10 protein-coding genes and 1 tRNA gene are annotated in these 15,370 nt (G+C 56.2%); 2 read left to right on the forward strand and 9 right to left on the reverse strand.

Annotated elements, in window-relative coordinates; all coding sequences use genetic code 11:
* Positions 1-60 precede the first annotated feature (60 nt).
* The 7 genes from ggt to M8Q45_RS01710 all read right to left on the reverse strand — a co-directional run bounded on the left by ggt (position 61) and on the right by M8Q45_RS01710 (position 9,761).
* Complete coding sequence (gene ggt, locus M8Q45_RS01680; protein WP_249873346.1) at positions 61-1,899, reverse strand: gamma-glutamyltransferase; 1,839 nt, start codon at positions 1,897-1,899, stop codon at positions 61-63.
* Positions 1,900-2,123: 224 nt separating this feature from the next.
* Entirely contained in the window at positions 2,124-3,203 is a 1,080-nt protein-coding gene (locus M8Q45_RS01685; RefSeq protein ID WP_249873347.1) for an FkbM family methyltransferase, read from the reverse strand.
* 49 nt (positions 3,204-3,252) lie between these two features.
* Entirely contained in the window at positions 3,253-3,960 is a 708-nt protein-coding gene (locus tag M8Q45_RS01690) for an ABC transporter ATP-binding protein (RefSeq protein WP_249873348.1), read from the reverse strand.
* A 1-nt stretch (position 3,961) separates the two neighbouring features.
* Positions 3,962-4,783, reverse strand: coding sequence for an ABC transporter permease (locus M8Q45_RS01695; protein WP_249873349.1), 822 nt, complete (start codon positions 4,781-4,783; stop codon positions 3,962-3,964).
* A gap of 5 nt (positions 4,784-4,788) precedes the next feature.
* Positions 4,789-6,021: a glycosyltransferase gene (locus M8Q45_RS01700; protein WP_249873350.1), complete on the reverse strand. Its 1,233-nt coding sequence runs from the start codon at positions 6,019-6,021 to the stop codon at positions 4,789-4,791.
* 114 nt (positions 6,022-6,135) lie between these two features.
* Entirely contained in the window at positions 6,136-7,308 is a 1,173-nt protein-coding gene (locus tag M8Q45_RS01705; protein WP_249873351.1) for a glycosyltransferase family 4 protein, read from the reverse strand.
* A gap of 80 nt (positions 7,309-7,388) precedes the next feature.
* Complete coding sequence (locus M8Q45_RS01710) at positions 7,389-9,761, reverse strand: AGE family epimerase/isomerase (protein WP_249873352.1); 2,373 nt, start codon at positions 9,759-9,761, stop codon at positions 7,389-7,391.
* A gap of 475 nt (positions 9,762-10,236) precedes the next feature.
* On the opposite strand from M8Q45_RS01710, the gene M8Q45_RS01715 reads away from it, so the two are divergent.
* Complete coding sequence (locus M8Q45_RS01715) at positions 10,237-11,025, forward strand: response regulator transcription factor (RefSeq protein WP_502940523.1); 789 nt, start codon at positions 10,237-10,239, stop codon at positions 11,023-11,025.
* A 138-nt stretch (positions 11,026-11,163) separates the two neighbouring features.
* On the opposite strand, the gene M8Q45_RS01720 is transcribed toward M8Q45_RS01715, so the two are convergent.
* Positions 11,164-11,240: transfer RNA gene (locus M8Q45_RS01720), tRNA-Met, on the reverse strand.
* Positions 11,241-11,343: 103 nt separating this feature from the next.
* Complete coding sequence (locus tag M8Q45_RS01725; RefSeq protein WP_249873353.1) at positions 11,344-13,401, reverse strand: methyl-accepting chemotaxis protein; 2,058 nt, start codon at positions 13,399-13,401, stop codon at positions 11,344-11,346.
* A 323-nt stretch (positions 13,402-13,724) separates the two neighbouring features.
* Here M8Q45_RS01725 and M8Q45_RS01730 point away from each other — a divergent pair, with 323 nt between their 5' ends.
* Positions 13,725-14,942, forward strand: a complete 1,218-nt coding sequence (locus tag M8Q45_RS01730; RefSeq protein ID WP_249873354.1) for an MFS transporter — start codon at positions 13,725-13,727, stop codon at positions 14,940-14,942.
* Positions 14,943-15,370: the final 428 nt, after the last annotated feature.

Here is a 15,370-nt window from a genome sequence, read left to right on the forward strand (position 1 = left end):
CCTCGCCACAAGTAATTACACGACCTAAGTGAACAGCATTACAGCCTGACAGGCGAGCGCTCAATCCCCCAGCGCCTCGCCTTCGCGCCGCGGATCCGCGCCGCCAGCGAGCGACGCTTTCCCCTGCCCACCACGCACCCGGACGATCGCCTGGGTGCCGCTGGTCATGTCGATCTCACTCACCGCGTGGCCTTTGTCTTTCAGCGCCTGGATCAGCGCCGGGCTGAATTGCCCTTGTTCCAGTTCGGTCAGGCCGTTGCGGCTGCCGAAATTGGGCAGGTTGATGGCGGCTTGCGGATCCAGGTTCCAGTCCAGCAGGCCGATCACCGACTTGGCCACGTACTCGATGATTTGCGAGCCGCCCGGGGAGCCGACCGCCGCCAGCAATTCGCCGCTCTGGCGATCGAACACCAGCGTCGGCGCCATGGACGAGCGTGGGCGTTTGCCGGGTTCGACGCGGTTGGCGACTTTCTGCCCGTTTTCTTCGGGGATGAAGGAGAAGTCGGTCATCTGGTTGTTGAGCATGAAACCCTGGACCATGACGTGCGAGCCGAACGCCGACTCCACGGTGGTCGTCATCGATACGGCACCGCCCTGGTCATCCACCGCCACCACTTGCGAGGTGGAAATGCGCAGCGGCGAACGGTCCGGCGCGTAGGCGACCTGGATGCCCGGCGGCGTCCCGGGCTTGGCAACGCCCATGCTGCGCGGACCGATCAGGTTGGCGCGGCTGGCCAGGTAGCCCGGGTCGACCAGTCCTTTGACCGGCACCGGAACAAAGTCCGAGTCGGCGACGTACAGGGCGCGGTCGGCGTAGGCCAGGCGTTCAGCCTCAGCGATCAGGTGCACCGCTTCGGGCGCGGGCTCGATGCCGGCGGGTTTGTCGGACGTGTGCGGCTTCAATGGTGCGAGGGCCATGCGGGCGTCACGGTGTTCCAGGTTTTCCAACGTCCCGAGAATCTGTGCCACGGCGATTCCACCCGACGATGGCGGTGCCATGCCGCAGACTTGCCAGCGTTTGTAGTCGGTGCACAACGGCGCACGTTCCCGGGCGGCATAACCCTTGAGATCCTTCAGTGAAAGGCTACCGGGATTGGCGTGCCCCTGGACCTTGGCGACCATCTCTTCGGCGACAGGCCCTTCATACAGGGCATTCGGCCCTTCACTGGCAATGCGTTTGAAGACACGAGCCAGTGCCGGATTCTTCAGCAATGTGCCAGCGGCCTTGGGGCTGCCATCGGCGTTCAGGAAATACGCGGCCATGTCGGGCGAGCCTGGCAACGAAGCATCGGCCGCGATCATCGAGTGCAGCCGGGGCGAAATCCTGAAGCCCTGGTTCGCCAGCGCAATTGCCGGCTCGAATAATGTCGCCCACGGGAGGCGGCCATGCTTGCGATGGGCCAGCTCCAGCGCCCGCAACACGCCCGGCGTGCCCACCGAGCGTCCGCCGATCTGCGCGGCGGTAAACGGCATGGGTTTGCCGTCGGCCTGAAGGAACAGCGTTTCGCTGGCGCCGGCCGGGGCGGTTTCGCGGCCGTCATAGGTGCGCACTGCCTTGCCGTCCCACAGCACAATGAACGCACCGCCGCCGATGCCGGAAGACTGCGGCTCCACCAGCGTCAAGACCGCCTGCATCGCAATCGCTGCGTCGATGGCCGAGCCACCGCGCCGCAATATTTCCCGGCCAGCCTCGGCAGCCAGCGGGTTCGCCGCGGCGGCCATGTGTTTGTCCGCATGGCGAGTCTGCAGATCGGTGCGATAACCGGAAGCGATCTCCGGTGCGCTGGGCAAGGGAGGCGTGGAGGAGAGCGGAGTCTTACAGGCGGCGAGCGTCAGGGCGACAGCCAACAGCGAAACGGCTGACAGGCGATTGAGATTCGGTTTGAGGTCTGTAAGCACGTGTCGCTCCATCCGTGGGCCAGGGATATTGAGGCCGACTGTAGCGATACGAGGCGTGGGGTGCAAATCAGTGGGGGATCTGAACAAAGAAACTGGGTGTCGGTGCAGTGCTGCATGTCTAAGGCAGTGCCCGCCTTATCGTGACGAGGGATTAGATCCCCCGCCACAGATTTATCTGTTGTCTTGGGTGAACAGCATTGCGCTGCGCGTCGGGGGCCATTCCGTCATTGCTGCGAAGATCGTTCAGCAAAATAATCGCCATGTTCCCCTGCAATGAACTCTGCGTAAGTCAGCCGCTCGGAGAGCTCGATGGCTCCATCTGCGTGAATAAATGGCATTAGCCTGCGAATAGAAAAACCTTCAGAAATCAACAGGGCCCACATATCATCTACTGCTTCACGATATTCGTCCGTACCGTGGTCGAAGCTGTAGCTTGACCACTCGAAAATGATCTTCAATCGAGGAGAGTTTCTTATCATGGTTTTTGCGCCCGTTATCACATAGGGCTCAGCTGCTTCGACATCACAATGAAGTAAGTCAACAGGGCCTTCGCCGATAACGTCGTCCAACGCCAATGTCTTGGCATTAAATTTATTCATGATCCCTTTGCCGGGCAACCATTGGCCGTTACGGTCGAGAATAGACGGTACAGAGTCTTTTGACCAAAAGGGGTCTCCCATAGACGGTTGTTCTATCGCGTTGAGTTCAAGATGACCTCCGCCAGCAAACTGATAATCAAAGGTAAAGTGGATATGCTCTCCTGTTTCTCGAAAAACGGCTCGATTGAATACCGTCGTTCGATCGGGAATGCCAGCATACATTATCGTTTTTAGCAAAATGGCAAAAACTGCGGGATTTGCCTCAAATGAGAGCACCTTGCCCTTGTTGCCGACAATTAAACCGCCCAGGCTAGTGTAGTAACCAAAGTTTGACCCCACGTTGACATAGGTGTCGCCGAGCTTGAGCGTTTCTTGCACAAGCCGAGTTGTCCAAGGTTCATGCAGACCGTCACGAATGATTCCTACCGCCACGTCAACATTGTAGGATGGCACGACGACGTATCCTCCCCATCGGGTTCTAACCAGGCAGAGATCACGACCCAGATAAGCAACGCTGTGACCGTTGGGAAGGCTCGAACCAATTTCGTTCAGTTTTCGATCGATCTTCCGAAGGGACAGGTCTAGCTTGTTGATGGCGTCCCACCCCTGCAGTGCGATCCTCGCTATGTTACGCATCCCTTTAATTAACATCTTTATCCTATTGCCGGCCAAATCGTTCCCCTCGTTTCGCGTCGGATAGTTCATAAGATACATGCATTCAAATGTTTCTTCGGTTCGGGCAGCGTGCCACGTGTCATTCCAAATCCTGATCCGTCTCAAGCCTGCCGTTGACAAGGCGGATGGTACGATTTGTCATGCGCTTCACCAACTCTTCATTATGTGAAGCAAACAAAAAGCCTTCGTTCTTCTGAATATAATTTTCAAGGCGATCGTTTGCCTTGTTTTGGAAGTTTTGATCAGCAACCCCAATCCATTCGTCTAACAGAAGAATATCCGCCGGCTCTACCGTGCTCATGGCAAATTGAATACGACTGTACATACCTGGGGAGTAGGTACCCAAGGGCATGTCGAAAAACGCTCCAATGTCTGAAAAAGCCTCAACGTCAGAAACATATTCCGACTCCGTGATGCTTTTAATCCCAAGAAGGGCATAGCGTATCTTGGCATTTTGTCTCCCCGTCAGGGCGGGGACTGTGCCTGCGCTAATTGTGAGTAAGGTACGTACAGATCCATGAACCTCCACCGAACCTGACACCACGGGTAGCATTCCCCCGATGAGTTTGAGAAGCGTGGTCTTTCCGTTACCGTTTCCGCCAACAATGCCAATGCGTTCGCCCCGGCGGACTTCTAATGATATGTTTTCCAACGCCCTTAATACGACGGCCCCGTTCTTCCGTCGGATAATTCGGGGGTCCCTTCCAACGACCTCTTGTTTGACTCCCCTCAAAGGAATTTCGACAGTGGCGTCACAAATTCGAACTACCGTATCTGTAGCTTTCATGCTAGGACATCCATCTGTAGACAACAAGGCAGCGGTTTATCGGAAAAAGGAGATACGACATGATAATTCCCATCACTATCAAACCGAGGCTGATGAAAATTGAGGTTAGGGGGAAAACGCCATCGATAATAGGAGCCCGCGCGATTTCTATGAGATGAAAAATGGGATTGAATTCCACAAGCCATCGATGAGACATAAGGCGATCGGGTGACCATAGAATCGGAGTCAATAGATAGGTCGCAAATAGTATTTGTGGCAAAAGTCCCCGCAAAATTCTCACTCTGTCGAAGAGGTACGCCAAGGGGAGGGACCAAGTGAACAACACCAGCGTCAATAAAAATAGACCCAGAATGAAAGCTAAATAGTTAGCCATGAGTACGATTGCCGGGTTCACAAAGACAATAATGACAAACGATCCGCAAATCTTGAGCAGCAAGGCAACGGTAAACTCGTAAGTTGAAGCAAGATTGCTTATGAAGCCCGAAACACTGGGGAACGATATGTAACGCATGGCCTTGTCGTTTGAGTAGGATATATCCGAGACGAAAATGGAAATGCCTTGCCAGATGGAAAATGATATGGCGAAGAATGGTATGAACTCTACCAAGGGCTCGTTAAAAACAAGCGCCATCACTGAGCCCAACAGGAGGACGTGGATTAATACCGATATGAAAGGGGCGATGAGCCCCATTCCTGAATTGCGTTTGTTTTCCGCAATGTCCGCCAAATATAGCTGCCACGCCAGTTTTCGCTGCGATACGAGGACACGCACATCTGCGAAAAAATCACGTTCAATCCATCGCCATTGGTTGCGCTTTAGCATCGTGTTCAGTTCTCCATTATCAGCTGCTTGGCAGCAGCTATGTAACTTGCTGAACGGTGCTCGACGCTGTATTTTTCGAGATATTTTTTCCGAGCGCTGATACGACTAGGCGTTTCACCGTCGGCCAGCAGCAGCTTTTCTGCTAACTCCATATAATTTCCGATTTCAAAAAAAGAAACTGCATCGGGCTGGTACCGATTCAGCTCGCCGAAGCACTTTGTGCGGGAACAATATAAGGGGCGGCCCATGTCAAGTGCCAGAGCGGCTGGTCCTGATGACGTCTGGCCAACCTCCGCGTAGGGCAGTACTACCGCGTTGCACGCTAACATGACTCGGTTGAATTCTTCGTTATCAAGCGCACCGCAAAAATGAACTCGCTTGCTCAATCCCTGTTTTTCGATCAATTTGAGTAATTTCTGAATATAGGGCGCTTTCACGCTTCCCTTGTCGATTCCCTCGGGATGCAAACCGCCTACCACGAGTAAGTGGTGCTTATCGGATAGCGCGCTCAATGCCTTGATTGCGATTTCGATGCCTTTATAGGGTGACAAAAATCCGAAGCAACCTATCAACGTGGCGCTGCTGTGGATGTTCATCTGCTCTGAAACTTTCAACTTGGCGTCATGGTGATCCATTTGCTCCCGAACGCCCCTGCTGATGAAGGCCAGTGGCTGGTGCGTAATGGTACTTTGGCGAACTCCGAGCAATGCGAAGTTCTTTGCTTCGCGTGCGGTTTGAACGATGTGCTGAAATTTTTCAGGGGTCTTGCGGATTTTTGAAAGTAACCTGTTAAATACGTAATTGCCTCGCCATGCCCGCAAATAGTCGATTGCGCCACGCCGACTGAAGTGAAGCCTCGGGCTGTCCAGAGGCGGGACTGTATGGTAGGTGATGATCACTTTTTTGCTTTTGCTTATTATGGCGTTTAGGTTGCGCCATATTTGGCTGGGTGTGAAACCTAAAAGTCCAGGTTCGAATTGGATATTGGTAATATCCGCGCGCTCGACATTTTGCAAAATGGCATTGAATTCAGCTCGTGCCGCCCGTTTTGCATAGGATGATTGGGACCTGAGAAGGTCGACAGGCAAAGGCGCAATTTTTATATCGAAGTCATCTTGTTGCCGCAAAGGGATCTCCAAGAACTCAACGTACTGCGCAATACCACACGCCCGATGATAACTGGAAATGATGAGGAGCTCGGGCCGCTTCACAGCGGGGTCGTTTTTTAAATAGTCCATAAAATTCCAAACAACTATATTGCTGTCACGTTGGATAAATCGATAGACAACGCGCTTGCGCAGTCAAATCAATGGTTTCTTTCAGCCTCATATGGGATGAGGCAACCAAAGCATTCAAGCTCTTTCGGGAAGCGAGAGAGGGAGGGACGCCGGTATAGATAACTCTTTTGGCTTTCCTCCGGACACCATGTCTTGATATACCTCTACGTACGCGCGGCTCATGATATTTCCCGAGAAATTTTCTTCGAAGCGGCGGCGAGCGGCATTCCCAAAGCATTCTGATTCACTCGTCTCATGAGCGACTCTATTGATGGCATCGGCGAGGGCTTGAACGTCATTCGCCTTGACCACCAAGCCGGTTTTTTCATTCAGATTCACGAAACTGGTGCCTGTGCCTATTTCGCAGGTGATCATCGGCTTGCCGAACATGGCTGCCTCGATTAACGAGAGGCCAAAGGCTTCCGAACGCATATTGGATGGGAAGACGAATGCCGTGCATTCTTCAAGCAGCGCGACCTTTTCTCGATCAGACAGTGCGCCGACGAAGTGTATGTTCTTCAGTCCAAGTGTCGCTGCCTGTCTCTTCAGGTCCCTTTCCATCGGACCGTTTCCTACGATGACCACGTCAGAGTCAAACTTTGTCGCGGCTTCCAAGAGGACATGAAGTCCCTTGTAGTAGCGCAGCACGCCAACAAACAGAAAAAACGACCCGGGAAACCGTGAACGCCACTTTGCTTTCTCTTCCAACGTCGCTGGCGGATAGTCGGCCTCATCCAATCCAAGGGGGATCGTCGTTGTCTTTGATTTGTAGCGTTGCAGGACCTTGCTTGTTTCGAGATAGCGGGGCGACGTGGCGACAATACGGTCAACGCTTGACAAAAAACGATGCATCAGTGGCGTATAAAGTCGCAGCAAAAATTTCTGTTTTACGATGTCTGAATGATAAGTGACTACTGTCGGTTTTCCTGTAGAGGAGACCAAGTGAACGTAATCCATCATCGGCCAAGGAAAGTGATAATGAATGATGTCGGCCTTTGCGGCCAACTCACGGAAATGCGCGATTACTTCCCGCGAAAAGCCAGTGGAGGCGAATTCAAAATCGAGCTTTGCCTTATGGGTCATATGCCCACTGAACTCAATGCTGCTGCGTTCGGGATTGCTGCTGAGAGACAGCACGTCGGATTTTATTCCGTAGTTCGCAGCCCCGTTGGCAATAGCATGGATCGAACGTTCGACACCGCCAAAAGTTTCCGGCCAATACGTCTTATAAAAATGCAGGATCCGCATAACACTCCAGAGCTGGCCTTGGACGGCGAGCGACTCTTTCGAACGGTATATCCTCAGTGCCAGGTTTCCCTTGCACAGGCTCAGGGGTGCACCACGAGTGCGGTGGGTGGGTCGTGGGGAGCCGACAGGGGGCGTACGGCTTGCGATGGCCCATGGTCCGCCTTGATGAGGAGCTCGTTGGAGGGCGGCGCCTGTCTCAGCGGTCGCAGTTGAGTCCTTGCCACATAGTCGAGATATTGCGTAAGAGCGCTGACGAGGTGATAGAAAATCGAGGCGGGTACATCTTCGGCCCTTGACCTGCCCTTTTTATCGATCACATCAATCCACAGGCCTTTCGGGGCTTGTTCGATATGCCAGCGGAATAGACGCCCCACCCGTGCCTCGACTTCCGGTTTGAGGTCTGGTCCGCCATTGCCATCGAGGGCAATAGCCGCCTTTACAGCCTCGCTTTGGGGCCAGCTGCGCGAATGGGTATCAAGCGGTAGGCCATGGCGGGAAACAGCGCCATAGGCAAGTCCTGTGGTGCGGTTCAGCCCATTCGCGATGGCTGAGGCATAGAGTTTGCGTGCGTGGCGAATCACATCTTTCTGGCCGGACGCCGCAGCGAAATTGGACAAGAGATAGGCCCATTCAAAATGGTGTCCCGGCTCCGTCCATTCACCTTTTTCGCCCGGTGCGCGCTCCCAGTCCTCCGTAAAGTATTCGCCGAGAGTCCATGTCTCAGTGTCGAAAAAGTGCTGCCGGAACAGGTCGACTACCCGCGCGGCTTGCTGAAGATAATTTCGGTCCCCCGTCACGTCGTACCATGCAAGGAACGATTCAAGTAAATGCATATGCGGGTTGGATCGGCGCAAGCCAGTATCCCCTGGCACTTCCAGGAAGCCGCGAAGCTTGGAGTCGGCAAGATTTTTCTCAAGGAAAGCAAAGGTTTGGGTGGCGAGACCAAGTGCCTGCGGATGACCGGCCCGATGCGCATGCGCCAGTGCCAAGAGCACGAAAGATTGATCATAGGCATCTTCTGTACCGTCGAGCACCGTACCATCAGGATTGAAGGTCTTGATCCAGCCGCCACGATCCGTCCGGCCATTGGCCGTGATGAATTGTATGCCGTGATCTATCAGCTCAAAGGCCGGGCCATCCCAACCCATTTCATGCGCCACTGCAAAGGCATAGATCTGCCGTGCTGTGGTGCGCATCCGCTTGGGTCTGGTGATGGGAGTGGCATCGAACGTCAGTGCCTCGTGAAAGCCGCCGTAGTGACGATCAACACCAGTGGTCGACCAGAGTGGCAGTGTCTCCTCGAACAACCAGTGGCGGACTCGTCTCTCATAGGCGCCAATCTGTGGCAGGCGGTCCTGCGCCGGCGTGAATTTGGCTTCAAGGCGGCCGGTTTTCTCCAGCTGTTCGACGATCTTGCGAACATTCTGGCTTTCGGCGACAGGCGCAACGAATGTTGCATCAGCGGTCGACACAACTGCGAGATCGCGAAGGCCGATGGCGGAAAGCAGGCGACCATTGCTGCGTAGATAACTGTTCTCACAATCGATGGCGATGACATCGCCAACAATTACGTTACCGCTGCCGTCGGTTGAGCTGACTTCGAGAAGCGATTGCCATGACCCTAGATCGTTCCAGCGAAAGCGTGCTGGAACGAGTGCGATGTCCTTCGATTTTTCCATAATGGCGTAGTCGACAGAAATGGACTCCACATCCGCGTAGAGGTTGCGCGGCAGGTAGGTACCCAAGACATTGCTTGCGGCGTTGTCGAGCGCTGCCACGGCGCCGTCCCAGATATTCGGCGCATGCGCCCGGAACGCATCACGCATCGTGCTGGCGCGGAACAGAAAGATGCCGGAGTTCCAAAGGAAATTCTTTGATTCGAGGTATTGGATCGCTGTCGCCTCATTGGGCTTTTCCACGAACCGTATAACGTCATGGATGTTCCGGTTCTGCGGACCGACCTCTATATAGCCATAACCGGTTTCAGGCCTGTCCGGCTGAACGCCGAATACAACGATACGACCGGCCATGGCTGCATCCACACCTGTTTGCACCGTGTTCCAGAAGTCGCGATCCGTGGTGATTTCGTGATCGGACGGCACGACGAGAACCAGATCATCACCGTGCTCGCGCAGCGTGACCTCTGCCGCCAGCACAATGGCGGCAGCCGTATTGCGTCCCACCGGCTCGAAAATCGGCCGTCCGCCTGACAGGTCGACACCGCTAAGGTCTCGGCTGATGCGATTCGCGTGACGTTCTGAGGCGAGTAGGTAGACCGGGACAGGGGCGTCTCCTTCTCGTGCGTTCATGCGTTTGACGGTCCGCAGAAGCATGGAGCCCTGGCCGGACAGGTTGTGAAACTGCTTCGGGAAGTCCTCACGCGACAAAGGCCATAGGCGTGAGCCAACCCCTCCACTCATGACGAAGCTAATGATCGTTGCTTGTTTAGTCATTTCACTTTTTACAGCAATCAAATTAAGAGGAGTTGGAATCGGATAATGTAAGTCAGGAACGCCGTATTATTACCGCCAAAATTTGTCCGGGCCTTTGTGATAGCGGATGGCGCTTTTGCTGCAGCGGATAAAAACAAAAAAAGTTTTCACGGTTACCGGGAAGGAAGCTCTTGAGCTTAAGAAAGTATTAACATCGCCTGCAGGGACGCTGGTTTGTTAGATGGATTTGTTCGCACGGACAAACATCAATCAAATCGGCTTTTTTATGTTCTGGGGAACTCCATAAAGGGCGATTTCTGCAAGACGCACGGGAATCTTGCGGCACCTGATATTTCCCAGGTTCCAAGTAGGCTTAGCCATCCGGGCCAAAGGCTTGCGGCGTCTTTACTTTCCCGCTTGATGACAGACGAAGAGAATGTAGCGAATGGACGACGAGCAATACGAAAAGCAGACGGCAATGGTTGGGCGCGCGGTTATGTCGCCCGACCCGTTACCGCACATTCTCCTTATCGACGACGCCCCGGTGGATATCCGCGCGACGCTTACCCTGCTAAAGGCGCAGCCCTGGCGCCTTTCCGTGGTCAGCGATGCCGGCCAAGGCTATCAGCGGGCGTTGGCACTGCGTCCGGACTTGATCGTTCTGGATGTATGCATGCCACAGATGGACGGCTTCAGCCTGTGTCGGCTACTGCGTGAGGCACCGCCGACTCGGCAGATACCCATCCTCTTTTTGTCTGCGTTAAATCGCCCTGTCGAGCGTCTGGAAGGGCTGACTTTAGGCGGGGTTGACTACATATCGAAATCCTGCGAACCCGAGGAGGTGCTTGCGCGCATCCGCATCCATCTGCAACTGACTTGGCGCGAACGGCCGGCCAGCCAAGGCAGCATGGCAGAGCCAGTATTGGAAGGTGATGAGATCGTTCTACGCGCGGCGATGCGTTTGATTGCGGATCAACTGGACGACATGCCTCCCCTGGCTGAGATTGCACAAAAGGTTGGCACCCATGAGAAACGGCTCTCTCGCATATTCCGCGAGCATCTGGGACTGACCGTGTTCTCTTATATTCGTGATGCGAGATTGCGTCGCGGTCAGGAATTGCTGGCCGAGAGTTCCATGAGCGTCCAGGACATCGCCGAACTGGTCGGTTTCCGCAATGCCTGCAATTTCACCACTGCGTTCGGACAGCGACTAGGCATGGCGCCCAGTCAATTCCGTCAGCGAGCCCAGGGCATTGCAGAGGCAGAGTCGACCGAGGGGCGATAATTGCCCCTACCATTCCTTGCTTTCGGTGATCGGTCGTTATTCTCCGGCCTCCTGTAATGGGAGGGCATCGCATTGATCCACTATTTTTCTCAAGGCATAAAAAAACGGCTTATCTTTCGATAAGCCGTTTTTAGTACTTGGTGGCTACACAGGGACTTGAACCCCGGACCCCAGCATTATGAATGCTATGCTCTAACCAACTGAGCTATGTAGCCAAGTGGCGCGCATTATTCGCTGGTAACGGAGATGTGTCAAGCGCAAACCTAAAATATTTCTTTGCACTTTCAACCGCTTATCCGTCCTCGCTGCAAATGCTCGTCAGCTGAGTTGAAATCTCCCTGTGTTCGCGCTCAAGGCCTGGCTGCCCTGGCTCAAGGTGTCCGCCGCCAGGTTCACTGCGCGGGCGCCCTCCAGCAAGCGCATGGCCGCTTGATCGACCTGCTGGATATTGCCGCTGACCTCATCCGCGGTGCTGGCCTGTTCGTCCACAGCGGTGGCGATCTGCGCCAGGGTATCGGTCACGCTTTGCACGGCGCTGGCAATTTCGCCGAGGCGTTCGCCAAGGCCGGTGACCGCTTGGGCGTCGGTCTGGGCCTGGCCACAGGCCGCTTCCATCAGGCTGACGGCTTCGTTGACCGTCGCGCGCAGGCTGTCGACGGTGCCGGCGATCTGCTGCGTGGAGGACTGGGTGCGTTGCGACAGGCTGCGCACTTCGTCGGCCACCACGGCGAAGCCCCGGCCCTGTTCACCGGCGCGGGCGGCCTCGATGGCGGCGTTGAGCGCCAGCAGGTTGGTCTGCTCGGCCACGCCGCGAATGGTGTCGACGACCAGTTGGATCTGCTGGCCCTGTTCGCTGACTCGGCCCAGCGCGGCGGCGGTCTCGTTGAGCCGCTGGTTGAGCTGCTGGATGCTCGCCGTGGTGCGTTGGCTGTCGCGGCTGCTGTCGGCGGCGATGCGGCGGGTCTGCTGGGCGCTGTCTGACGCCTGTTCACAACTTTTCGCGACGCCTTGGGAGGTCGCGGCCAGTTGGGTCGCGGCGGCGGCAATCTGGCTGATCTGCAGCTGCTGCGCCTCGACTTCGCCCAGCGCTCCGCTGGAGTGCGTGTTGAGGGTGCGCACCGCGTCGCTCAGTTGCAGCGTCTCGTGATCCACGCCCAACAGGCTGTTGCGCAACTGGACCACGGCGACATTGAGGGCGGTGCTGATCGCCGCCAATTCGTCCCGGCCCTGCACCGGTACTTGCAGGCTCAGGTTGCCATCGCGCAGGGCTTCGGCCAGCAGGGTGATGCCGCTGGCGCTGCGGCGGATAGAGGCTTGCAGGCAAACGAAGAGATACAGCGCGGCCAGCAGCAGGCAGCCGAGCACAATGGCCACCAGAGTGAACTGACGGATGGCCGAGCCATGGTATTGGTCCAGGCGGGTATCCAGCGCCACCAATGATTGTTGGCGCAAGGTCGCCAGATCGACGAGGAGGGCGTCCATCTGTTTCTCGAAGCCTTCCGGCTTGAGGTTGATGGAGCCGCCGAACACGCCGTCATCCAAGACTTTCAAACCGCTGTCGAGATTCTTGAGGCTGCCTTGGAATTGACCAGCCCAGCTTTGCAATTCGCTCGGCAGGCGGGTTTCCAGAAGTGCACCGGTCTTGACCAGTTGGTCCCGTGCGTCGCCAATGCGGCTGCGCAGGTCACGCAGTTGCAGGCGGCTCTGCAGCGTGAATTGGCCTGACACCACCGAGGCTTGGCCAACACTGGCCAGGCGCCCGACGCGTTCGATCAGGTCAGGTGTCTGCTGGGTCGAGATTTGTGTCAGCAGGTAGGTTTCCAGCCAGGACGCGAGCGTCAGGCGATTGTCCATGACGATCTGTTCGCGCAGGGCTTGCAACGCGCCCAGGGCGGCGGTGAAACGGTCGTAGCCGTCCGGCCACCAACCCACGCTGCCCAGGCTTTTGGAATCCAGGCCGTTGAGGCTGGTTTGCAAGGCCTGGTACCGGGCGAGGGTATCGGCTTCGGCGCCTTCGGTTTGCAAGGTGGCGCCCAGGTCGGTGGCGGCCTGGTTGAGCGCCGGCTGCACGGCGTCGAACGCCGCCATGGCGGCCAGCGTCGCGGGAGTGGGTTGTCGATTGGTTTCGGTGGCGCGCCAACGGGCCGCGCGATTGCGCTGGGCGGTCAGCAGGTTGTCCAGGTTATCCAGCGCCAGCAACTGACGCACCCCGGCGCGCTCTCCGGAAATCAGGCTGAGCTTGTCGCGGTAATCCTGGCCGATGAGCCACAAGCTGCCCATGAGCGGCAGGATGAATAACAGGAACAACAGCTGAAATTTACGGGCGAAACCAAAATGCCCCAGCAACCGGATCCCCGGTGATAGAAAAGCCTGCATGCCCATTACTCCCCTGAACACCCTTGCACCGAATTTGTGCGTTTTTACACAGGTGCTGAAACAGGTGTTCTTTTAAAAGGCCTCGAAAGCTTGTCCAGGCCGGCTCTGTAGGCCTGCTCTGTAGCGAAACTTCCCATTCTCGATCCCCTTTGTAAGAGGATCACGTCTTAGAGCATTAGCAAGGCAAGATTCAGACCATGGCGTTGCGCTATCACCTTGTTTTTTATAGGTCGATAGCAAGCTAAGGGGATAGCCTTGCCATAGTGAAAAATGGCACATTGATGCGCCTGCCTTGTGCACCCACCCGCCGTATGGAAACTCCCATGGCTATCAGCAATACCCAGGCCGACATGACGTCGGCAGCCGCGACGCCCCAAAGCAGCCCATTGGTCATGCGCATCATTGGTGCGGTGGCGCTGGCGCATCTGATCAACGACCTGATCCAGGCGGTCTTGCCGTCGATCTACCCGATGCTCAAGGACAGCTACGGCCTGACGTTTACCCAGGTTGGCCTGATCACGCTGACTTTTCAGCTCACCGCTTCGCTGCTGCAACCCTGGGTGGGTTATCACACCGATCGGCATCCCAAGCCCTGGCTTCTGCCAGCGGGAACGATCTGTACGTTGGTCGGCATCGTGATGATGTCGATGGTCGGCAGTTTTGCCTTGATCCTGCTGGCCGCCGCGTTGATCGGCATCGGCTCGTCGACCTTCCATCCCGAAGCCTCGCGGGTGGCCCGACTGGCATCGGGTGGCCGCTACGGCTTGGCCCAGTCTACTTTCCAGGTGGGCGGTAACGCCGGCTCTGCCTTCGGCCCGCTGTTGGCCGCGGCGATCATCATTCCCTATGGGCAAGGCAACGTGGCCTGGTTCGGCCTGTTCGCACTGTTTGCCTTGTTCGTGCTGTACCGCATCAGCCGCTGGTACGCCGATCACCTGAACCTGTTCAAGCTCAAGCAGGGCCAGGCGGCGACCCACGGGTTATCCAAGGGGCGCGTCCTCAGTGCGCTCGTGGTGCTGGGGCTGTTGGTGTTTTCCAAGTACTTCTACATGGCCAGTTTCACCAGTTACTTCACGTTCTACCTGATCGAGAAGTTCGACCTGTCGGTGGCCTCCTCGCAGTTGCACCTGTTTCTGTTCCTGGGCGCGGTGGCGGCGGGAACGTTTTTCGGCGGCCCGATCGGCGACAGGATCGGGCGCAAGGCGGTGATCTGGTTCTCGATCCTCGGCGTGGCGCCATTCACCCTGATCCTGCCTCACGTCGACCTGCTGTGGACCAGCATTCTCAGCATAGTAATCGGCTTCATCCTGGCCTCGGCGTTCTCCGCGATCGTGGTGTATGCCCAGGAACTGGTGCCAGGCAACGTCGGGATGATCGCCGGGGTGTTCTTTGGCCTGATGTTCGGCTTCGGCGGGATTGGCGCGGCGCTGCTGGGGCATCTGGCGGACATTCGCGGCATTGAATACGTGTACTGGTTGTGCTCGTTCCTGCCGTTGTTTGGGGTGTTGGCGATCTTTTTGCCCAGGACAAAAAAGGCCTGAGCAGCCTCCAGCCAGACGGCTCGGTGTTCTTGGGAAACACCGAGCTCTTGGCGGCTCGAGTCATGAATAACCGGTACTAAAGTCTCGATCTACATGAGCCTTAAGTTGGCTCTTGTACAAATACCGCTCGTGCTAATTTGCCTGCGTGGCAAATGGTTGGAATGGACTCTGCGGCAAATATCCAGGGGTCGCTTTACGGTGACTGGATAGCGGATTCACATTCTTTCCGCGAAGGCCTTCGTTTCCGGAGGTCTTCGGCTCCTGACGTTGAATGTCCTTTATCGTCCCTCGGACGCATAGAGTGAATCTGCGCGCCATCTCCCCACGTTTCAACCAATAACCAGCTGTATCGCCATGCCCGGCCATCCACTTCGGTGCATGACGTAAGCAGCGTCAGTCGTATTCGCCGAGTCGTGCACGCGGTGGCT

Origin of the sequence: Pseudomonas sp. T1.Ur (assembly GCF_023516725.1) — a bacterium.
Classification (GTDB): Bacteria; Pseudomonadota; Gammaproteobacteria; order Pseudomonadales; family Pseudomonadaceae; genus Aquipseudomonas; species Aquipseudomonas alvandae.